A 20,698-nucleotide genomic window follows, 5' to 3' on the forward strand; every position below is an offset into this window, starting at 1 on the left:
GTCATGGCGCGCATCGTGGTCATCGGCGCCGGCGTGGGCGGTCTCGCCGCCGCCGCCCGGCTCGCGGTCACCGGGCACGAGGTCACCGTCCTCGAACGGGCCGGCACGGTCGGCGGCAAGCTCGGCCGCCACACCCACCACACCCCGGAGGGGGCGTGGCGCTTCGACACCGGGCCGAGCCTGGTCACCCTGCCGCAGGTCTTCTCCGACCTGTTCGAGGCGACCGGCGCGAAGCTCGACGAATACCTCGACCTGGTCCCGCTGGACCCGATCGTGCGGCACGTCTTCCCGGGCGGCGGTCCCACGCTGGACTCCTGCGCCGACCCGGTCGAGTTCGCCGCCCGCGTCGGCGCCGCGTTCGGCGACCGGTCCGCCGCCGACTGGCAGCGGCTGTGGCGCCGGGCCGACCGGGTGTGGGCGGCCTCGCACCGGGACATCCTGCGCCGCACCGTCGACTCCCCGCGCGACCTGGCCGCGCTGGCCTGGCGGCTGGGCGACCTCGCCGCCATCGGCCCCGGCCGCACGCTGCGCGGCCTGGGCCGCAGGTACCTGTCCGACCCGCGACTGCGGATGCTGCTCGACCGCTACGCCACCTACACCGGCGCCGACCCGCGCCGCGCGCCCGCCGCGCTGGTCGCCGTCCCCTACGCGGAGCTGGCGTACGGCGGCTGGTACCTGCGCGGCGGGCTGGGCACGCTCGCCGACGCGCTGCTGTCGCGCTGCCTGGACCTGGGCGTGGTGGTGCGTACCGACGCCGCGGTCACCCGGATCGACGCCGCCGGCGGCCGGGTGCACGGGGTGCGCGTCGCCGGGTCGGCCGCCCCCGTTCCGGCCGACGTGGTGGTGGCCAACGTGGACGCGCTCACCGTCTACCGGGACCTGCTGCCCGACCCGCGCCGGCTGGCCGCGCTCACCGACCGCAGCCTGGCCGGCTTCGTGCTGCTGCTCGGCGTCCGCGGCGACTCCGGGCTGGCCCACCACACCGTCTTCTTCCCCGGCGACTACGACGCCGAGTTCGACGCCGTCTTCGGCGACCCCGGTCGCGGCGTGCGGGCCCGTCCGGCGCCCGACCCGACCGTCTTCGTCACCGCCGCCGACGACCCGACGGTCCGACCGGACGGCCACGAGGCGTGGTTCGTGCTGGTCAACGCGCCCCGGCACGGCACCGCCGCGAGCGCCGTGGACTGGCGGCGGCCGGGCCTGGCCGAGGCGTACGCGGACCGGATCCTCGACGTGCTCGCCGAACGCGGCGTGGACGTGCGGGACCGGCTGGTGTTCCGGGAGATCCGCACCCCGGCCGACCTGGACGCGGCCACCGGCGCGCCGGGCGGGGCGATCTACGGCACCGCGGGCGGCCTGCTGCGCCCGGCCAACCGGGGTCCGGCGGCCGGGCTGTGGCTGGTCGGCGGCTCCAGCCACCCGGGCGGCGGGCTGCCCATGGTCACGCTGTCCGCGGAGATCGTCGCCGAGGCGGTCGGCCCGGCCTGGTGAGGGTGTAAGGAAGGGCCCCTTCTTAACGCCTCCGGTAGAGGAAGGGCCCCTTGTTAACACCCACCCCACGCGACGCACCCGCCGCGCGCCTGCGCCCGCGCGGCCGGTCAGCCGGCGTCGACCAGGGCGCGACGCACGGCGGCGAGCAGCTGGCCGAGGCCGAACCCGGCGAGCAGCACCCACACCGTGGTCGCCATGGTGATGGTGCCGGCGGTCAGGTCGGCGTCGATCAGCCCGGTGAGCCCGGCCACCAGCAGGCCGACCAGGGCCACACAGACCCGCGTGGGCCGCTCCCCCACGGTCACCGCGCCGATCTCCCGCATCCCGGCGGACACGGCCCGGGCCCGCACGTACTCGTGCAGCCAGGACAGTCCGCCGGCCGCCGCGACCAGCGCGCCGGGCGCGCCGAGCAGCCAGAACGCGATCAGCCAGGCCACCTCGCCGAGCCGGTCGGCGACCGAGTCGTAGACGTAGCCCAGCCGGGTGGTCCGGTTGGTGGCCACCGCCACGGCGCCGTCGACGCTGTCCGCCACCGCGGCGAGCAGCACGAACAGCGAACCCAGGAACGGTCCGTCGCCGACCCGGCCCACCAGCAGGGGTACGCAGAAGCAGAGCAGCACGCCGAACACGGTCACCGCGGTCGGGCCGACCCGCAGCCGGCCCAGCACGTAGCCCACGTGGTAGGCGAAGCGCAGCCAGGCGCGCACCACCGGCGCCGCGGTCCGGGGATCGAACCCGCCGTGCAGCCGCGCCCACGCGGTCGCGTACTGGTCCCAGTTCAGCTGTGTGCCCACCACGGATCAACCGTAGAAGGGCGGCGCGGGTGTCGTCCGGCGGGTGGTCACACCCGGGCGTCGGCACGCAGCCGCTGCCAGACCTCGCGGGTGGCGGTCGACCGGTTGAGGGTGATGAAGTGGATGCCCGGAACGCCCTCGTCCAGCAGCCGGGCGCACATCTCGCCGGCCTGCTCGACGCCGAGCCGGTGGACCGCCGCGGGGTCGTCGGCCACCCGCTCGAACCGTTCGGCCAGCGCCCGGGGGAACGGCGCCCCGGAGAGCTGCACCGACCGCTCGATGGTGCCGATCTGGGTCACCGGCATCACCCCGGCGAGGATCGGAGTGTCGCAGCCGGCGGCGGCGACCCGGTCGCGCAGCCGCAGGTAGTCGTCGGCGTCGAAGAACATCTGGGTGACGGCGAACTCGGCGCCGGCCCGGCACTTGCGGACGAAGTGCGCGGTGTCGCTGGCCACGTCCGGCGAGCGCGGGTGCTTGTACGGGAAGGCGGCCACCCCGACGCTGAAGTCGCCGCTGTCGCGGACCAGCCGGACCAGGTCCTCGGCGTAGTGGACGCCCTCGGGGTGCGGGACCCACTCGCCACCCGGGTCGCCGGGCGGGTCGCCCCGCACGGCCAGCACGTTGCGCACCCCGACCGAGGCCAGCCGGCCGATGACGTGCCGCAGCTCGGCGACCGAGTGGTTGACCGCGGTGAGGTGCGCCATCGGCAGCAGCGTGGTCTCGGTGGCGATCCGCTCGGTCACCGCGACCGTGGTGTCCCGGGTCGAGCCGCCGGCGCCGTAGGTGATCGAGACGAACGACGGGCGCAACGACTCCAGCTCGCGGATGGCCTGCCAGAGCAGCCTCTCGCCGGCCGGCGTCTTCGGCGGGAAGAACTCGAAGGAGAAGGTCGGCCGGCCGTCACGGATCAGCTCCCCGATCGCCGGCTGGGAGTTGGGGAGGACCGAGGGAAGACCGAGCGCCACGGACCGACTCTAGCCGGACCGGGCGGGCGCGCCGAGGATGTTCCCAGCCCGCGAACAGGCCCCGCCGGAGCGTCGTACCCCGGGGGTAGAAACGACGGCAGCGCGGTGGGGCGGCCGGTGGCCGGCCCGGGGGCCCGCGTCGGGGGTCGCCACGACGGTGACGCGCCGGTCCGGCACGACCGGTGTCCGTGTCGCCGTCCCGCGCCGCCGCCCCGGAGGACCCGATGATCCCGTCTTCGCCGTCCGGCCCCCGCCTGCTCGGGCCGCTCCTGGCCGAGCTGCGGTCCGCCCGCGGCTGGAGTCAGCAGCGGGTCGCCGCCGAGCTCTGCGCCGCCTCCGGCGTGCCCACCCTGACCCGCCACGAGGTGTCCCGGTGGGAACGCCAGGTCCGCCTCCCCGGTGACTTCTGGTCCGCGTGGCTGGCCACCGTCCTGGGGGTGCCCGGCGAGCTGATCGCCGGGGCCGCCGCGCGCAGCCGCCGCCTCGGCGTGGCGCCGGCGGCGGTCGACCGGGCCGGGTCGCGTGCCCGGTTCGCGTTGCTCACCCTGGCGCACCGCTGGGCCGCCGACCCGACCGGCGGCACGTCGGCCGGGCCGCTCGGCGACGCGCTGCTCCGCGACGACCCGGTGGCCGGAGTCTCCCCGACCGCGCCCGAGGGTCCGGACGCGCTGCCGGGCGGCGCCCGTCCCCGCGCCGCGCCGGACGGGGTCGGGCTGGCCGCGCTGCGGCGCTGGGACGACCTGCTCGGCGGGGGTGACCTCGCCGTGCTCGGCGCCCGCCGGCTGCGCCGCGCCGCACGTGGCTACCGGCTCGCCGGGCCCGCCGGCCGCCGCCGGCTGCTGCCGGTCCTGGCCGAGTCGGCCCAGCTGGCCGGATGGCTGGCCGCCGACGCCGGTGACCCGGCCGCGGGTCTGGTGGCCTACCGGCTGGCGCTGCGCGCCGCCCTGGCCGCCGGGGACCGGCCGCTCGCCGCGTACGTGCTCGGGTCCGCCAGCCACCTGCTGGCCGACGCCGGCGATCCGGCCGGCGCGCTCACGTTGGCCCGGATCGGGTACGCCGCCGGCCGCGCCACCGCCTCAGCGGGCCTACGGGCCCTGCTGCTGCACCGGGTGGCGCTCGCGGCGGCGCTCGCCGGCCGGCACCGCGCCGCCGACCGGGCGCTCGCCGGCGCGACCGCGGCCGGTGCGCCGGAGCCGGGCCGGGAACCGGCCTGGCTCTACTGGCTCGACGACGCCGAGTTGGCGGCGATGACCGGGCGGACCCTGGTCGCCTCGGGCCGGCCGGCGCGCGCCGTCGCGTTGCTGGCCCGGGCGGCGACGGTCCCGGGCCGGCCGCGCCGGGCCGCCGTCTACGGCAGCTGGCTGGCCCAGGCGCACCTGCGACTCGGTGAGGTGCCCGAGGCGTGCGAGGTGGCCTCGGCGGCGCTGCTCGACGCCGTCCGCTCCGGCTCGCACCGGGCCGTCGGCCAGCTCACCGAGTTCCGCCGCGCCCTGGCCGCCCACCCGTCCGAACCGGCCGCCCGGCGCTACGCGGGGCTGACCGCGTCCGCCCGCCCCTACCTCCCCGGGCCGGCCCCCGGCTGGTCCGGGGAGGCGCGGGCGCGACGGGCGCATCCGGCGCGTCGCGCGGCACGCCGGGGTGGGGGCGCGCCACGACCGGTCGGGAGCGACTAGCGTCGGGGCGTGACCCACGCTGCTCCCGTCTCCCCGGTCGACCGCGCCGGCCTGCGCCAACGGATCGACAAGGCGCTCACCGAGTTCCTCTCCGGCCAGCGTGGCTGGCTGACCGCCGTCGACGACGGCCTGCTGCCGGTCGCCGAGGCGATCGAGGCGTTCGTGCTGGGTGGCGGGAAGCGACTGCGCCCGGCCTTCGGCTACTGGGGCTATCGGGGCGCCGGCGGGGTCGACTCCGACCAGGTCGTGGCCGCCCTGGCCGCGCTGGAGTTCGTGCAGGCCAGCGCCCTGATCCACGATGACCTGATGGACCGTTCCGACACCCGCAGGGGTGAGCCGGCGGTGCACCGGCGGTTCGCCGCGCGCCACCGGGCGGCGGGCTGGGGCGGCGACGCCGACTCGTTCGGCGACGCCGCGGCGATCCTGCTGGGCGACCTCTGCCTGGTCTGGTCTGACGAGTTGCTGCACTCGGCCGGCCTGGCGCCGACGACCGTGGCGCGGGCCCGGCCGGTCTTCGACGAGATGCGCACCGAGGTGACCGTCGGGCAGTACCTGGACGTGCTGACCCAGGCCACCGGCGACACGTCGCTGGAGCGGGCCGGCAAGGTGGCCCGGTACAAGTCGGCGAAGTACACGGTCGAGCGCCCGCTGCTGCTGGGCGCCGCGCTGGCCGGCGCGCCGGCCGAGGTGCACGCGGCCTACTCGGCGTACGGGCTGCCGCTGGGCGAGGCGTTCCAGCTCCGCGACGACGTGCTGGGTGTCTTCGGCGACCCGGAGCGCACCGGCAAGCCGGCCGGCGACGACCTGCGTGAGGGCAAGCGCACCTACCTGGTGGCGGCGGCGTTGGAGACGCTCGACCCGACCGGCCGGGAGCTGCTCCTGAGCGGTCTGGGCGCGCCGGATCTGGACGCCGCCGGGGTGGCCCGGCTGCGCGAGCTGATCACGTCGAGCGGCGCGTTGGCGCGCACCGAGCACCGGATCGCCGGCCTGACCGAGGGCGCCCTGGCCGCGCTCACCACCGTCGACCTCGACACCGAGGCCCGGCAGGCCCTGGTCGACCTGGCCATGGCCGCCACCCGCCGCACCGACTGACCCACCCCACCCCGTCGATCATGAAGTTGACGGCGGAGTTGATCTCCGATCGTGCCGTCTACCTCATGATCGAAGGGCGGGAACCCAGGGCGGGTCAGAAGGCGACGGCCTGGGCGCGACGCTTGACCTCGCGGGCCAGGTCGCCGCCGAGCGCGACGGCCGGCGTGCCGGGCAGGGACGGGTCCTCCCGGTAGAGCCAGCGCAACGCCTCCTCGTCGTCGTATCCGGCGTCGGCGAGCAGGTTGAGCACGCCGGGCAGGTGCTTGAGCACGGTGCGGTTGGCCACCAGGTCGGCGGGGATCCGGCGGACACCGTCGCGGCGGACCGCGAGCAGCTCACGGTCGCGGATCATCTGGTGCACCTTGCTGATCGACAGGTCGAGGCGCTCGGCCACGTCCGGCAGCGACAGCCAGCCGGCCGGGTCGGTCGGTCCGGGCAGGTCGGCGCCCGTCTCGGTGGGTACGGAATCGGTCACCCGACCACCCTGCCACGTGCCCACCCGACCGGCTGCACGGCACCCCGGACCCGGAGCGGCAGCGCGGCGGTCCCCCCTCGTCCGAACCCGGCGGTAGCATCCTGTTCAACCTTCACCGTCCCGACACATAGACTGCCTGCCGATGGACACACAGGTCGCCGACACGTTGCTGGGCTCGCTGATCGACGGGCGCTACCGCATTCGCGGTCGCGTGGCTCGTGGCGGCATGGCGACCGTGTACACCGCCACCGACGAGCGCCTGGAGCGCACCGTGGCGGTCAAGATCATTCACCCGACCCAGGCGCCGCAGGCGCGGGCCCGGATGGCCGGCTTCGTCGAGCGCTTCACCGACGAGGCCAAGACCATCGCCCGGCTCACCCACCCCAACGTCGTCGCGGTCTACGACCAGGGGATCCACGCCGGCCTGCCCTACCTGGTGATGGAATACGTCCGCGGCCGGACCCTGCGCGACGTGCTCGCCGAGCGGCGCCGGCTCGCCCCCGACGAGGCGCTCGCGATCGCCGAGCAGATGCTGGCCGCGATCGCCGCCGCGCACCGCGCCGGTCTCGTGCACCGCGACGTCAAGCCGGAGAACGTGCTGGTCGCCGAGGCGCCCACCGGCGGCAGCGGCAACCTGGTCGACGGCGTGGTCAAGGTGGCCGACTTCGGGCTGGCCCGGGCCGTCGAGGCGAGCGCCGAGGAGGAGAACGGCAACCAGCTCATGGCGACCGTCGCCTACGTGGCACCGGAGCTGGTCACCCAGGGGCACGCGGACCCGCGCACCGACGTCTACTCCGCCGGCATCGTGCTGTTCGAGATGCTCACCGGCCGGGTGCCCTACGACGGCGACCGGCCGGTCGAGGTCGCCTGGCAGCACGTCGACCGCGACGTGCCGGCCCCGTCGACCCTGGTCCCGGCGCTGCCGCCGGTCCTGGACGCGCTGGTCGCCCGGGCCACCCGCCGCGACCCGGCCGCCCGCCCGGCCGACGCCGGCGCGCTGCTGACCGAGGTGCAGGCGGCTCGCGACGAACTGGGCAACCCGCACGCGCACACCGCGGTGCTGCGCCGGGTGAGCGACGACACGGCGGTGCTGAGCCAGCCGACGCAGGTGGTGGCCGCGGTCCGGCCCGCCGAGCGGCCCCCGTGGGCCCGACTGCCCGAGAGCGGCGGGCAGCGCCCGCACCGGCGTCGGGCCGACGAGCCGGAAGGGCTGGGCGCACGGCTGTCCGCCCTGCGTGCCCGGGTCATGGGCTCGCCGCGCGGGCGCCTCGCCGTCGCCGCGGCGGTCGTGGTGCTCGGCCTCGTGGCGGCGATCGGCGGCTGGTGGTTCGGGGTCGGCCGTTACACGGTCGCGCCGCAGATGGTGAGCCTGACCAAGGCCGAGGCGGAGGCGCAGGCCCAGCGCGGTGGTTTCACGCTGCGCTACGCCGACCCCCGCCACGACGAGAAGGTGCCGAAGGACACCGTGCTCGGGCAGGCGCCGGCGTCGGCCGCCCGGATCGTCAAGGGCGGCACGATCACGCTGACCCTGTCGCTCGGCCCGGAGCGGCTGCCGGTGCCGGACGTGGTGGGAAAGGACTTCGAGCTGGCCCAGGCCGAGCTGACCGGCCTCAAGCTGGTGCCGGCCAAGGGCCCCTCCCGCTACGACGACGTGCTGCCGGCCGGCGTGGTGCTGGCCACCGACCCGAAGGTCGGCACGGTGGTCAAGCCCGGGTCGAAGGTGACGCTGATCCTCAGCAAGGGCCGCGCCCCGGTGAGCGTGCCGAACCTGGTCGGCAGGAACGTCAACGAGGCGCGGACGATCCTCGGGCAGCTCGGGCTGACCCCGGAGGAGAACTACAAGGACTCCGACAAGCCGAAGGACGAGATCCTCGGTCAGAGCCCGGCCGACGGCACCGGCGTGGAGAAGGGCGCCAAGGTCAAGCTGGAGATCAGCAAGGGCCCGGCGCAGGTCGCCGTCCCGCGGGTGATCGACATGCCCTGCCAGCAGGCCAAGCAGACGCTGGAGAGCCAGGGCTTCCCGGTCAACATCCAGCTCAACCCGAACGGCGTGGCCCGGTTGCAGAACCCGGCCGAGAACACGCCGGTGCCGCCGGGCACGACGGTCACGGTGACCTGCCTGTGAGCGCAGATATGAACGCGAGGAGCGAGCGCCGGCGGGTCGGGTCGCACACGCCCACCTCCGGCGGCCTGGCCCGGGCGGCACTGCCGTACGCCGAGGCGGCCGCCTCCGAGGTGGTGCAGGTCTACGTCTCCAACTCGCGCGGCTGGGCGCTGCCGGCGGGCGACCCGGCGCAGGACGCGCTGTTCCGGGACGGCTGCGGCGAACGCGGGCTGCCCGTGTTCATCCACGCCTCGCTGCTGGTCAACCTCGGCTCCCCCACCCCGGCCACGGTCACCCGGTCGGCGGAGACGCTGGCGCACGCGCTGCGGCGGGGCCGCGCGATCGGCGCCGAGGGTGTGGTGTTCCACGCCGGCAGCGCAGTCGACGCCGGGCACGCGGAGGCGGCCCTGCGGCAGGTCCGGGAGTCGCTGCTCCCGCTGCTGGACGAGGCGGCGGCGGTCGGCGGGCCGATGCTGCTGGTCGAGCCGAGCGCCGGGGGCGGCCGGTCACTGGCCTCGCGGGTCGAGCACCTGGGCCCCTACCTCGACGCGGTGGACCGGCACCCCATGCTGGGCGTCTGCTTCGACACCTGTCACGCGTGGGCGGCCGGGCACGACCTGGCCGCCGAGGGCGGCATGACCGCCACGCTGGACACGCTGGTCGCCACCGTCGGCGCGGACCGGCTGCGGCTGGTGCACGCCAACGACTCGAAGGACCTGTGCGGCTCCACCCGGGACCGGCACGAGAACATCGGCAAGGGCAGCATCGGCGAGCCGGCGTTCGCCGAGCTGATGCGCCACCCGGCGACCGCGGGCGTACCGGTGCTGGTGGAGACGCCGACGGACAAGCACGTCGGCCACGCCGCCGACATCGCCACCCTCAAGCGCCTCCACCCCTGACCGGCCCGGCGGGGCCGACCAGCTTCGTGATCACGGAGTTCGCGCCGGCGCCGACGCAAACTCCGTGATCATCGAAGGAAGCGCGGGGTCAGGCGCGGAGGATGGTGGCGAGGGTCTCGGCGGCGCGGTCCACCTGCGCGTCGGTGACGTCCAGGTGGGTGACCAGTCGGGCCGTACGCGGGCCGAGCACCGAGATCAGCAGGCCCTCCGCCCGCGCGGCCGCCGCCAGGGCGGGCGCGTCGAGCGGGTGCTTGGTCAGGTCGAGCGGCACGATGTTGGTGCGTACCACGGTCGCGAGCACACCGTGCGGCGCGACCGCCTCGGCCAGCCGGGCGGCCTTGGCGTGGTCGTCGGCGAGCCGCTCGACGTGGTGCGCCAACGCGTAGCGGCCCGCAGCGGCGAGGATGCCGACCTGCCGCATGCCGCCGCCCATCCGCTTGCGCAGGAACCGGGCCCGGGCGATCTTCTCCGCGCTGCCCACGACCAGCGAGCCGACCGGCGCGCCGAGGCCCTTGGACAGGCAGACCGAGAGGGTGTCGAACAGCGCGCCGTACTCCGCCAGCGGCACCCCGTCGGCGACGTGCGCGTGCCAGATCCGGGCGCCGTCGCAGTGCAGGGCGAGCCCGTGCGCGTCGGCGACCTCCCGCAGCCGGCGCAGCGTCGACAGCGGGATCACCCCGCCGCCACCCCGGTTGTGCGTCTGCTCCACCGCGATCGCCCGGGTGGGCACCGCGAAGTAGCCGTCCGGCCGGACCATCCCGGCGACCACGTCCGGGTCGATCTCCGCGCCGACCGCCGGCCAGGTCCGCGACGAGATTCCGGCGTACGCGGCCGCGGCCCCGATCTCGTACGTGACCACGTGCGCGTCGGCGTCGCAGAGCAGCTCGTCGCCGGGCGGGACGTGGAGCTGGAGGGCGATCTGGTTGGCCATCGAGCCGGACGGGGCGAACAGCGCCGCCTCGTGCCCGAACCGGGCGGCCACCTCGGCCTCGAGGGCGGCGACGGTGGGGTCCTCCCCGTAGACGTCGTCACCCACCTCGGCGGTGGCCATCGCCTCCCGCATCCCCGGCGTCGGCCGGGTCACGGTGTCCGACCGAAGATCGATCACGTCCACACTCCTCGCAAGCTCACTCCTCGCGTCAGCCACGGAGCATCTCCGCCACCAGGAAGGCCAGCTCCAGCGACTGCTGGGTGTTCAGTCGCGGGTCGCAGGCGGTCTCGTACCGGTCGGGCAGGTCGAGGTCCTCGATGCCCTGGGCGCCGCCGAGGCACTCGGTGACGTCCTCGCCGGTCAGCTCGACGTGCAGGCCGCCCGGGTGGGTGTCCAGGCCGCGGTGCACCTCGAAGTAGCCGAGCACCTCGTCGACGATCCGGTCGAAGTGCCGGGTCTTGTAGCCGTTGGAGGACTCGTGGGTGTTGCCGTGCATCGGGTCGCACTGCCAGACGACCTTGGCCCCGGCGGCGGTCACCTTGGCGACGATCGGGGGCAGCGCGTCGCGCACCCGGTGGTTGCCCATCCGGCTGATCAGCGTGAGCCGGCCGGGGATGTTGTCCGGGTTGAGCTTCTCGCAGAGCTCGATCGCCTCGTCCGGCGTCGTGGTCGGGCCGAGCTTGACCCCGATCGGGTTGGCGATCCGGGAGATGAAGTCGATGTGCGCGCCGTCGATCTGGCGGGTCCGCTCGCCGATCCAGAGGAAGTGCCCGGACAGGCCGTACGCCTTGCGGTTGGAGATCCGGGTCAGCGCCCGGTCGTACTCCAGGGCCAGGGCCTCGTGCGAGCAGTAGAGCGTGACCGTGCGCAGCGCCTCGTCGTCGGTCATCCCGCAGGCGCGGATGAAGGCGAGCGCCCGGTCGATCTCCCGGGCGATGGCCTCGTAGCGCTCCCCGGCCGGCGACTGCCGCACGAAGTCCTTGTTCCAGTCGTGCACCGCGTGCAGGTCGGCGAGCCCGCCGGCCAGGTACGCCCGGAGCATGTTCATCGCGGCGGCCGAGTTCGCGTACGCCCGGATCATGCGCTGCGGGTCGCCGACCCGCGCCTCCGGCGTGGCCTCCAGCGAATTGATCATGTCGCCGCGGTAGGCCGGCAGCCCGCGCGCGTCGGTGGGCAGCGACCGGGGCTTGGTGTACTGCCCGGCGACCCGGGCCACCTTGACCACCGGCAGCGACGCGCCGTAGGTGAGCACGATCGCCATCTGGAGCAGGGTGCGGGCGTTGGCCAGCAGGTGGCTCTCGGTGTTGTCGGCGAAGGTCTCCGCGCAGTCGCCGCCCTGCAGCAGGAACGCCTTGCCCTCGCAGACCAGGGCCAGCCGCTGCCGCAGCTGGTCGACCTCGTAGGGCGCGACCACCGACGGCACCGTGTCCAGCACCGTGCAGACCTCGGCGACCTGGTCCTGGTCGGCCCAGGGCGGGGTCTGCGCGCGTGGCAGCTCCCGCCATCGGTCCAGGCCGAGGGCAGCGTCCTCGGCGGAGTCGGCGGTCGGGCGGCTGGTCTGCAGACCGGGGCTGCCCACGGCGGGGTGACTCAGCTGATGCCACTCATGGCGCATGAAGGAAAGCGTACGGCGACCGTCGAGGCCGCCCGCCGCCGAGGGGGACGGTTCCGGTGGTTGGGAGATCAGCGCCACATCGGCGCCCGGGTCAGGGCGAGACGGTCGGCTGGGCGGTCCGGCCGCCCGGCGTCTCGCCGGAGATGCACCAGTCGGCGCCGGTGCGGGTGACCGTGAACAGCAGCGCGCGGGTCGCGGTGCGGGACCCGGCGGCCACCGTGACCGTGGCGCTGACCTCCTGGCCGTGCGGCCCGGACCGGACGTCGGTGATGGTGGCCTGCGGCACCGTGAAGTGATCGGCGAAGTCGCCGTTCGGACCGGTGGCCCCGGCGTCGAACGCGGCCTGCATCGGCGCGCAGAGCTGGCTGCGGCCGGCGGCGGCGTCGCGGGCGGCCAGCGCGTCCAGGTATGCCTGCACCCGCTCCCGACTCTTGGCGGCCGCCTCCTGCGCCGGCGCCTGCTGCGCCGCGGGAGTGGCTCCCCCGGGGGCCCCGTCGTCGCCGCAGGCGGTCAGGGCGACCGGCAGGAGCGCGAGCAGGACGGTGGCGGTCGCCGCCCTCCGGTGCTGCTGACCCATCGGTTCCTCCCATCGGGGCATCGTGGCTGCCCGGCCACCGAGTCTGACACACCGACCGGCGCCCCGGCCGACGCCGTCCCGCGCCCTCGTCCCGATCGCCCGGCCCGGCACGCACCTCGATCCGCGGCAGCCGCCGGGGATCGATAGTCTCGGGTCGCGGGACGGTAGCGGACCGCGCCATCCCCGGAGGTGACGGACCATCCTCGCCGTGACATCCGTCGACACCGCGTGGCTGCCACCGGCCGAGCGTTTCGACTTCTGGCAGGATCTCGTCGCCCGGCAGTCGTCGACCGCCACCATCCGCAGCGCGCACGCGGACGACTTCACCGCCTCGGCCCGCGTGGTCGACCTCGGCACGATCCGCCTCGGCGTCTGGCGTTACCCGTCGCTGGAGTTCACCCGCCCGGCCCACCTGATCGACAGCGGCGACCCGGAGCTGTACCAGCTCGCCCTGCCGTTGTCCGGGCGTGGGGTGATGACCCAGCAGCGCCACGAGACACCGCTGGACCCGTCCGCGTTCGCCCTGGTCGACACCGTCCGGCCGCACGGCTCCCGGCTGCGACCGGACGGCGCGACGCCGGGGGCGGTGGAGACGTTGACCGCCCTGGTGCCGCACCGGGCGTTGCCGTTGGCCCCGCACCGACTGACGCGGTTGTGCGCCGCCGGCATCCCGGCCCGAACCGGGATGGGCGCGCTGCTCGCGGCGTTCCTGCGGCGGATCGTGGCGCACCCGGAGCAGTACGCGCCGGCCGACGCCCCGCACCTCGACCGGGTCGCCCTGGACCTGATCGCCGGCGCCCTGGCGGGGCTGCTGGACGTCGAGCGGGAGCTGCCGGTCGACGTCCGGGTCTCCGGGCTCCGGGCCCGGGTGACGGCGTTCGTCCGGCGGCACCTGACCGACCCGGACCTCTCCCCGGCCGCCGTCGCGGCGGCGCACCACCTGTCGTTGCGGTCGCTGCACCGACTCTTCGAGGGCACCGGTACGACGGTCGGCGAGCTGATCCGGACCGGCCGGCTGGAGCGGGCGGCGCGGGACCTGGCCGACCCGAGGCTGCGGGGGCTGAGCGTCGCGCAGATCGGCGCCCGGTGCGGGTTCGCGCACCCGGCGCACTTCAGCCGCGCGTTCCGGGCCGCCTACGGGTCGTCGCCCCGCGAGCACCGGGAACGGGCCGTGCGGGGCTGACCACGCGGGCGGGGAGGGGCCGGTGCGGCCCCTCCCCGCCGGGTGGGTGGTGCGTCGGCCCTCGGCTCAGCCGAGACCGCCCTTGATGGCGCTGATCAACTCACCGTTGCTCGTGTCTCCGGAGAGTTCCCAGAAGAACGCGCCACCGAGGCCCTGGGTGTTGGCGTAGCTCATCTTCCCGCCGATGGTCGCCGGGGTGTCGTAGCTCCACCAGTTGCTGCCGCACTTGGCGTACGCCGTGCCACCGACGGTGGCCGTGGCCGGGCAGGTGTTCTTGAGGACCTTGTAGTCCTCGATGCCGGCCTCGTAGGTGCCGGGCGCCGCGCCGGTGGCGCTGCCGCCGGGTGCGGTCTGGGTCACGCCGGTCCAGCCCCGGCCGTAGAAGCCGACGCCGAGCAGCAGCTTGTTGGCCGGCACGCCCTTGGACTTGAGCTTCTGGATCGCCGCGTCCGACCAGAAGCCCTGCTGCGGGATCCCGCTGTACGAGTAGAGCGGGGAGTGCGGGGCGGTCGGCCCCTGGGCGGCGAACGCGCCGAAGTAGTCGTACGTCATCGGCATCAGCCAGTTGAGGTTCGCCGCGGCGCCGGCGTAGTCGGTGGCGTCGATCTTGCCGCCGTTGCTGCCGTCGGCGGTGATCGCCGCGGTGACCAGGGCCGAGGAGCCGAACTTGCTCCGCAGCGCGGCGATCACGTTCTTGAACGCGTTCGGGCCGCTGCTGTCACAGGTGAGACCGCAGGCGTTCGGGTACTCCCAGTCGATGTCGATGCCGTCGAAGACGTCCGCCCAACGCGGGTCCTCGACCATGTTGTAGCAGCTCTCGGCGAACGCGGCCGGGTTCTGCGCGGCCTGGGTGAAGCCGCCCGACCAGGTCCAGCCGCCGATCGAGTAGATGACCTTGATGTGCGGGTACATCTTCTTCAGCTTGCGCAGCTGGTTGAAGCTGCCCCGCAGCGGCTGGTCCCAGGTGTCGGCGACGCCGTCGACGCTGTCCGCCGCGGTGTACGCCTTGTCGTAGTCGGCGTAGCTGTCACCGATGCTGCACCGCCCGCCGGTGGTGTTGCCGAAGGCGTACAGGATGTGGGTCAGCTTCGCGGCCGAGCCGCTGGTGTGGATGTTCTTGACGTGGTAGTTGCGGCCGTAGACGCCCCAGTCGGCGAAGTAGCCGACCACCTTCTTGCCGCCGGTGGGCGGCGTCGTGGTGGGCGGGGTGGTGGTCGGCGGCGTGGTGGTCGGCGGCGTCGTCGTCGGCGGGGTGGTCGTCGGCGGCGTCGTGGTGGGCGGCGTCGTGGTCGGCGGGGTGCCGCCACCGGCGCAGGATCCACCGTTGACGGTGCAGTTCAGTGGCCCCTTGTAGGCGCCGCTGCCGTTGTAGCCCCAGCTGAAGCTGGCGCCCGGGGCGAGCGTCCCGGCCCAGCTCTTGTTGACCGCGACGTAGTGGTTGCCGCTGCGGGTCACGTCGGCGTCCCAGGAGCTGCTGATCGCGGTCCCGGAGGGCAGGTCGAACTCGATGCGCCAGCCGTTCACGCTGGCGCCGGTGCCGTTGGTGACGGTCACCCGCGCTTCGTGGCCGGTCCCCCAGTCCTGCACCTTGGTGAACGTTGCGGTGACGCTGCCGGCGGCCGACGCGGTGGTCATGGGCACCGCGGCGACTGCGAGCGCGACCACGGCGCCGGCCCACAGGGCCCGGCGGAGCGATCTCTTCATACGGCGTCTCCCCAATAGTTAGGAAACTTTCCAAATTGATTGCTGAGACGCTACTCACGGCGTCATCACTTCGTCAAGATGTAGATGCGTCTATTTCACGGGTGGCGCGGGACGATCGGCGCGACGGCCCGTAGCCTCGTCGCATGACGGTTTTCGACGTGCAGATCGACGCCCTCAGCGGCGGCCCGGCCGACCTCGACCGCTACCGCGGCCGCGCCCTGCTGGTGGTCAACGTGGCCTCCCGCTGCGGCCTCACCCCGCAGTACGCGGGCCTCCAGGCGCTCGCCGACGGGTACGCCGACCGGGGGCTGACCGTGCTCGGGGTGCCCTGCAACCAGTTCGCCGGCCAGGAGCCGGGCAGCGCCGCGGAGATCGAGGAGTTCTGCCAGGTGAACTACGGCGTGACGTTCCCGCTGACGGAGAAGGTCGACGTCAACGGGCCGGACCGGCACCCGCTCTACGCCGCGCTGGTGTCCACCCCGGACGCCGAGGGGCACAGCGGCGACGTGCGCTGGAACTTCGAGAAGTTCCTCGTCGCGCCGGACGGCTCGGCGGCCGCCCGGTTCGGCCCGCAGGTCACGCCCGAGGACCCCGAGCTGCGCGCGGCCATCGAGAAGGTCCTGCCGGCCTGAGGAGCACGGCGCAGCGGCATGCCTCCCACCGGAGGCATGCCGCTCGCGGTTCGACGGGCCGGTCAGCCGGCGGCGGACCGGAACACCGGGTAGTAGCCGCCGGACTGACCCGCGGCCGTCGGGTGGTACGAGACGGTCAGGTTCAGCACGTTCAACGCGTGCAGCCACTTCGTGCCGTAGCTGCACAGCTGGTGCCCGACGAAGATGGACCGGACGTCGGCGAACGTGAAGCCGGCCGAGGTGGCGGCCGTCCGGGTGATGTCGTCCAGCAGGTTGATGCCCTCGTTGATCTTCGCGCGCGAGGTGGCGCTGAGCCCGACGCAGGTCGTGCCGAGCTGGTAGAAGACCGGGTAGCCGACCACCACGACCCGGGCCGAGGGCGCCCGGTTCCGGATGCCGTTGTAGACGTTGGCGAGTCGCCCGGGCATCTGCGTGCGGGCGATGTTCATGGCCGACTCCACGGCCGCCACGCACTGGGTCTCGCCCTGGAGCACACAGGTGCTCATGATCGAGGCGAAGCCGACGTCGTTGCCGCCGATCGTGACGCTGACCAGCGTGGTGGTCGAGGAGAGCGCGGAGAGCTGGCTGTTGATGACGTCCGCGGTGGTCGCGCCGGAGCAGGCGACCGAGCGGTACGAGGCGGGCCGGATGTTGGCGTTGTAGAGCGCCGGGTAGGCGTTCGTGCTGCGCAGGCAGTTGCCGCTCTCGGAGGTGTAGCTGTCGGCGCCGACGCCGGAGGCGTACGAGTCGCCGAGCGCGACGTACCGGTCGGACGGGGCGGCCTGGGCGGGCGCTGCGGCCAGGGTCAGCGCGACCCCGATCGACGTGGCGAGGGACAGGGCGAGGGTGGCAAGACGGGATCTCCGCACGTCGCACTCCTGGGGGTGGGAAGTGGTGGTGAGAGATAGATATCAATGAGATCACCATGCATGGAAGATCACCGATTTGCAGTCCCAGTAGATAGAGACTTGTCCATACAAATCGTTGCCGGCCATGCGTAGGCAGCTGAAGGATTTCGCCAGGGAATGCGGCCGCGTCCCGCCGGGGTTGGCATCGGACATGACGACTGTGGGACTGATCGGCAGCGGCAACATCGGCGGCACGGTGGCCCGGCTCGCGGTGGACGCCGGCCACGACGTGGTGCTCAGCAACTCGCGGGGCCCGGAGACGCTGCGGGACCTGGTGGCCGAGCTGGGCCCCCGGGCCCGTGCGGCCACCCCGGACGAGGCGGCGACCGCCGGCGACCTGGTGGTCGTCACGATCCCGCTGCGGGCCTACCGCGAGGTGCCGACGGCACCGCTCGCCGGAAAGATCGTGATCGACACGAACAACTACTACCCGGAGCGTGACGGGAGCTTCCCAGAACTGGACGACGAGTCGACCACCACCAGCGAACTGCTCCAGCGGCACCTGCCGCAGTCGCACGTGGTCAAGGCCTTCAACAACATCTACTTCGCACACCTGCGGGTGCTGGGCCGCCCGGCCGGCGCGGCGGAGCGGACCGCCCTGCCGATCGCCGGTGACGACGACGGGGCCAAGGCCACCGTCACGGCGTTCCTCGACTCACTGGGCTACGACGCGGTCGACGTCGGGCCGCTCGCCGAGGGCTGGCGGTTCCAGCGCGACACCAGCGCGTACGCGGGCCTCTACGCCACGGACGGCGACTGGGAGCGGCCGGGACCGGTCGACGCGCAGCGGCTGCGCGCCGCCCTCGCCGCCGCCCGCCGCTACGCGGACAGCTGACGGACGGACGCCGGGCCGGCGGGGCCGCCCGCCGGCCCGACGCTCAGTCCACCTCGGCGGGAAGGGTCAACCGCATCGCCGGGTCCGCGGTCTCCCGGAAGCCCAGCGCACAGTAGAGCGGCCGACCGGCCGCCGACGCCCGCAGGTCGACCCGGCGTACGCCCCGATGCCGGAACCAGGCCAGCAGCGCGGTGACGCACGCGCGGCTGTGGCCCCGCCGCCGGTGTGCCGGGTCGGCGCTCACGTTGACGACGTACCCGACCAGACCGCTCGGATCGTCCGGGCCACCCAGCCGTCGCTCGACCGTGCCCACCGCGCACGCCGCCAACGAGGTGCCCGCGGCTCAGACCGGGCGGCGGCCGGCGAAGCCGCACTCGACCCGGTGGTACCAGCGGACGTCGGTGTCCCCCTCCAGCCAGCACCAGAGCACCGCCCGCCCCTCCCGCTCGCCGGGGAAGTCGAGCAGCACCGGGGCGATCCCCTTGACCTCGATGCCGTGCTGGTGGAACTCCTCGACGACCGCGTGCAGCCGGGCCTCCAGGGCCTTCACCTCCGCGAGGCCGCCGAGCGCGCTGGCGCCGTGGTCGGCCAGGTCGACCCGCAGCTCGGCGAGGTCGGCCCGGTGCCGGATCAGCTCGTCGACGCGCGGCCGCAGCGTGGCGACCAGGTGTCGCGCCTGGGCGAGAGTGAACACCGGGCCAGTATGGGGCACGACGTGACCCGAAGGCGGCACCCGGTGACCCCGAGCTGTCGATCGCGGGCTCCGCCCTGCGCCTCAGTCGGCCTGGGCGGCCAGTTCGCGGGCGCGGTCGCGGGCCGCCTCCAGCGCCGCCAGCATGGCCGCGCGTACGCCGTGGTTCTCCAGCTCGCGGATCGCGGAGATGGTGGTGCCGGCCGGTGAGGTGACCGCCTCGCGCAGCTTCACCGGGTGCTCGCCGGAGTCGCGCAGCATCACCGCCGAGCCGATGGCGGTCTGCACGATCAGCTCGTGCGCGACCTGGCGGGGCAGGCCGAGCAGGATGCCGGCGTCGATCATCGCCTCGACCAGCAGGTAGAAGTAGGCCGGGCCGGAGCCGGAGAGCGCGGTGACCGCGTCCTGCTGGGACTCGGGCACCCGGACGGTCGAGCCGAGCGGGGAGAACATCTCCTCGGCCAGGGCCAGATGCTCCCCGGTGGCGTGCGCGCCGGCCGAGATGGCGCTCATCGCCTCGTCGACCAGCGCCGGGGTGTTGGTCATGACCCGGACCACCGGGGTGCCCTCGGGCAGCCGCCGGTTGAAGAAGGCGGTCGGCAGGCCGGCGCAGAGCGAGATCACCAGCTTGCCGGCGGGGACCTTCGGGCCGATCTCGTCGAGCAGCGCGGCGGCGTCCTGCGGCTTGACGGAGACGGCCAGCACGTCGGCCTCCTCGACCGCGGTCGGGTTGTCCACCACCCGCACGCCGTAGCGGTCGGTCAGTTCCTGCGCGCGGGCGGGGCGCCGGGCGGTGGCGAGCAGCCGCTCGACCGGCCAGCCGGAGCGGAGCAGCCCGGAGAGCATCAGCTCGCCGATCTTGCCCGCGCCGATCACCGCGACCGTGTGCCCGCCCACCCGTGCCTCCTCGTCCCGCTCCGACAACTGTTAAGAGGGGGCCCCTGCTATGCACGAGGCGTTAACAGGGGGCCCCTCCTTACACCTCAGCTGCCGAAGAAGACCTCGGCCTCGGCGTACCGCTCCAGCGGCACGGTCTTCAGCTCCCGGGTGGCCTCGGCCAGCGGGACCCGGACGATGTCCGTGCTCTGCATGGCGACCATCTTGCCCCAGTCACCCTCGTGCACCGCGTCGATGGCCTGCAGGCCGAGCCGGGTGGCGAGCACCCGGTCGAACGCGGTCGGGGTGCCGCCGCGCTGGATGTGCCCGAGCACCACGGTGCGGGCCTCCTTGCCGGTCTTGGCCTCCAGCTGCTCGGCCAGCCACTGGCCGATGCCGCCGAGACGGACGTGGCCGAAGGAGTCGAGCTCCTGGTTGTGCAGCACCATCTGGCCGTCCAGCGGCTGGGCGCCCTCGGCGACCACGACGATCGGCGCGTACTGGTGCTGGAAGCGCTTCTCGACGTAGCCGGCGACCTGCTCGACGTCGAACTGCCGCTCCGGCAGCAGGATCACGTTGGCGCCGCCGGCGAGGCCGGCGTGCAGGGCGATCCAGCCGGCGTGCCGGCCCATCACCTCGACGACCAGGGTGCGGTGGTGGCTCTCCGCGGTGGTGTGCAGGCGGTCGATCGCCTCCATCGCGATGTTGACCGCGGTGTCGAAGCCGAACGTGTAGTCGGTGGCGCCGAGGTCGTTGTCGATCGTCTTCGGCACGCCGACCACGTTGACGCCCAGCTCGTGGAGCTTGGTGGCGACGCCGAGGGTGTCCTCGCCGCCGATCGCGATCAGGGCGTCCACGCCCTGGGCGGCGAGGTTCTCCTTGATCCGCTCCACGCCGTTGTCGATCTTGAACGGGTTGGTCCGGGAGGAGCCGAGGATGGTGCCGCCGCGCGGCAGGATGCCGCGCACCTCCGCGATGCCCAGCGGCTTCGTCAGGCCCTCCAGCGGGCCCTTCCAGCCGTCCCGGAAGCCCACGAACTCGTGACCGTAGGTGGCGACGCCCTTGCGGACCACCGCCCGAATGACCGCGTTGAGACCTGGGCAGTCGCCGCCGCCGGTGAGCACGCCGATACGCATGATCTGCTCATCCTCCTGGAGCATCAGGTGAAGCCCGGATAAGCCCCAGGATATGTGTCAGATCAGACCATCGGCGCCGTTGCCGGCCCGGGGCGGGCCGTCAGTGCGAACTGTAGT

The 20,698-nt window shown here is 74.1% G+C and carries 20 protein-coding genes; 8 read left to right on the top strand and 12 right to left on the bottom strand.

What is annotated here, in order from left to right:
- Positions 1 to 3: 3 nt before the first annotated feature.
- Positions 4 to 1,491, top strand: a complete 1,488-nt coding sequence (gene crtI / locus O7600_RS09815; RefSeq protein ID WP_281593326.1) for a phytoene desaturase family protein — start codon at positions 4 to 6, stop codon at positions 1,489 to 1,491.
- 107 nt (positions 1,492 to 1,598) lie between these two features.
- Here crtI and O7600_RS09820 read toward each other — a convergent pair whose 3' ends face one another.
- Positions 1,599 to 2,288: a CDP-alcohol phosphatidyltransferase family protein gene (locus O7600_RS09820; protein WP_098746681.1), complete on the bottom strand. Its 690-nt coding sequence runs from the start codon at positions 2,286 to 2,288 to the stop codon at positions 1,599 to 1,601.
- Between the two features lie 44 nt (positions 2,289 to 2,332).
- On the bottom strand, positions 2,333 to 3,250 hold the full coding sequence (gene metF / locus O7600_RS09825; RefSeq protein WP_281593327.1) for a methylenetetrahydrofolate reductase [NAD(P)H]: 918 nt from the start codon (positions 3,248 to 3,250) through the stop codon (positions 2,333 to 2,335).
- A gap of 224 nt (positions 3,251 to 3,474) precedes the next feature.
- Here metF and O7600_RS09830 point away from each other — a divergent pair, with 224 nt between their 5' ends.
- Positions 3,475 to 4,923, top strand: coding sequence for a helix-turn-helix transcriptional regulator (locus O7600_RS09830; RefSeq protein ID WP_281593328.1), 1,449 nt, complete (start codon positions 3,475 to 3,477; stop codon positions 4,921 to 4,923).
- A gap of 9 nt (positions 4,924 to 4,932) precedes the next feature.
- Positions 4,933 to 6,015, top strand: coding sequence for a polyprenyl synthetase family protein (locus O7600_RS09835; RefSeq protein WP_281593329.1), 1,083 nt, complete (start codon positions 4,933 to 4,935; stop codon positions 6,013 to 6,015).
- Between the two features lie 94 nt (positions 6,016 to 6,109).
- On the opposite strand, the gene O7600_RS09840 is transcribed toward O7600_RS09835, so the two are convergent.
- Positions 6,110 to 6,454, bottom strand: coding sequence for an Rv2175c family DNA-binding protein (locus O7600_RS09840; protein WP_281594113.1), 345 nt, complete (start codon positions 6,452 to 6,454; stop codon positions 6,110 to 6,112).
- Between the two features lie 178 nt (positions 6,455 to 6,632).
- Between O7600_RS09840 and pknB the strand changes: the two genes are divergently transcribed.
- A complete protein-coding gene (gene pknB, locus O7600_RS09845) occupies positions 6,633 to 8,615 on the top strand; it encodes a Stk1 family PASTA domain-containing Ser/Thr kinase (protein ID WP_281593330.1) in 1,983 nt (660 codons plus the stop codon).
- 8 nt (positions 8,616 to 8,623) lie between these two features.
- Positions 8,624 to 9,493 carry a deoxyribonuclease IV gene (locus O7600_RS09850; protein WP_281593331.1) on the top strand — a complete coding sequence of 290 codons (870 nt, stop codon included), beginning with the start codon at positions 8,624 to 8,626 and terminating at the stop codon, positions 9,491 to 9,493.
- Positions 9,494 to 9,581: 88 nt separating this feature from the next.
- Here O7600_RS09850 and O7600_RS09855 read toward each other — a convergent pair whose 3' ends face one another.
- From O7600_RS09855 to O7600_RS09865, 3 genes are all read right to left on the bottom strand, one after another.
- Complete coding sequence (locus tag O7600_RS09855) at positions 9,582 to 10,601, bottom strand: GntG family PLP-dependent aldolase (protein ID WP_099164260.1); 1,020 nt, start codon at positions 10,599 to 10,601, stop codon at positions 9,582 to 9,584.
- 31 nt (positions 10,602 to 10,632) lie between these two features.
- Positions 10,633 to 12,039, bottom strand: coding sequence for a 3-deoxy-7-phosphoheptulonate synthase class II (locus O7600_RS09860; protein ID WP_281593332.1), 1,407 nt, complete (start codon positions 12,037 to 12,039; stop codon positions 10,633 to 10,635).
- Positions 12,040 to 12,130: 91 nt separating this feature from the next.
- Positions 12,131 to 12,616 (bottom strand): hypothetical protein, encoded by a 486-nt coding sequence (locus tag O7600_RS09865; protein WP_091573242.1) that lies wholly within the window; start codon positions 12,614 to 12,616, stop codon positions 12,131 to 12,133.
- A 208-nt stretch (positions 12,617 to 12,824) separates the two neighbouring features.
- On the opposite strand from O7600_RS09865, the gene O7600_RS09870 reads away from it, so the two are divergent.
- Positions 12,825 to 13,799: an AraC family transcriptional regulator gene (locus O7600_RS09870; protein WP_281593333.1), complete on the top strand. Its 975-nt coding sequence runs from the start codon at positions 12,825 to 12,827 to the stop codon at positions 13,797 to 13,799.
- 66 nt (positions 13,800 to 13,865) lie between these two features.
- Here the strand turns inward: O7600_RS09870 and O7600_RS09875 are convergent, their stop codons facing one another.
- Entirely contained in the window at positions 13,866 to 15,503 is a 1,638-nt protein-coding gene (locus O7600_RS09875) for a glycosyl hydrolase family 18 protein (protein WP_281593334.1), read from the bottom strand.
- Between the two features lie 143 nt (positions 15,504 to 15,646).
- On the opposite strand from O7600_RS09875, the gene O7600_RS09880 reads away from it, so the two are divergent.
- Entirely contained in the window at positions 15,647 to 16,135 is a 489-nt protein-coding gene (locus O7600_RS09880; protein WP_281593335.1) for a glutathione peroxidase, read from the top strand.
- Positions 16,136 to 16,197: 62 nt separating this feature from the next.
- Here the strand turns inward: O7600_RS09880 and O7600_RS09885 are convergent, their stop codons facing one another.
- On the bottom strand, positions 16,198 to 17,004 hold the full coding sequence (locus O7600_RS09885) for an SGNH/GDSL hydrolase family protein (RefSeq protein ID WP_099164256.1): 807 nt from the start codon (positions 17,002 to 17,004) through the stop codon (positions 16,198 to 16,200).
- Positions 17,005 to 17,194: 190 nt separating this feature from the next.
- Here O7600_RS09885 and O7600_RS09890 point away from each other — a divergent pair, with 190 nt between their 5' ends.
- Positions 17,195 to 17,878 (top strand): NADPH-dependent F420 reductase, encoded by a 684-nt coding sequence (locus O7600_RS09890; RefSeq protein WP_281593336.1) that lies wholly within the window; start codon positions 17,195 to 17,197, stop codon positions 17,876 to 17,878.
- Positions 17,879 to 17,921: 43 nt separating this feature from the next.
- Here the strand turns inward: O7600_RS09890 and O7600_RS09895 are convergent, their stop codons facing one another.
- From O7600_RS09895 to O7600_RS09910, 4 genes are all read right to left on the bottom strand, one after another.
- Positions 17,922 to 18,191 carry a GNAT family N-acetyltransferase gene (locus O7600_RS09895; RefSeq protein WP_281593337.1) on the bottom strand — a complete coding sequence of 90 codons (270 nt, stop codon included), beginning with the start codon at positions 18,189 to 18,191 and terminating at the stop codon, positions 17,922 to 17,924.
- Positions 18,192 to 18,221: 30 nt separating this feature from the next.
- A complete protein-coding gene (locus O7600_RS09900) occupies positions 18,222 to 18,572 on the bottom strand; it encodes a DUF2203 domain-containing protein (RefSeq protein WP_099164254.1) in 351 nt (116 codons plus the stop codon).
- Positions 18,573 to 18,653: 81 nt separating this feature from the next.
- Complete coding sequence (gene proC, locus O7600_RS09905; protein ID WP_281593338.1) at positions 18,654 to 19,466, bottom strand: pyrroline-5-carboxylate reductase; 813 nt, start codon at positions 19,464 to 19,466, stop codon at positions 18,654 to 18,656.
- Between the two features lie 86 nt (positions 19,467 to 19,552).
- Positions 19,553 to 20,581, bottom strand: coding sequence for a 6-phosphofructokinase (locus O7600_RS09910; protein ID WP_281594114.1), 1,029 nt, complete (start codon positions 20,579 to 20,581; stop codon positions 19,553 to 19,555).
- Positions 20,582 to 20,698 lie beyond the last annotated feature (117 nt).

The sequence above is a fragment of the Micromonospora sp. WMMA1998 genome (genome assembly GCF_027497375.1).
Taxonomy (GTDB): domain Bacteria; phylum Actinomycetota; class Actinomycetes; order Mycobacteriales; family Micromonosporaceae; genus Micromonospora; species Micromonospora sediminicola.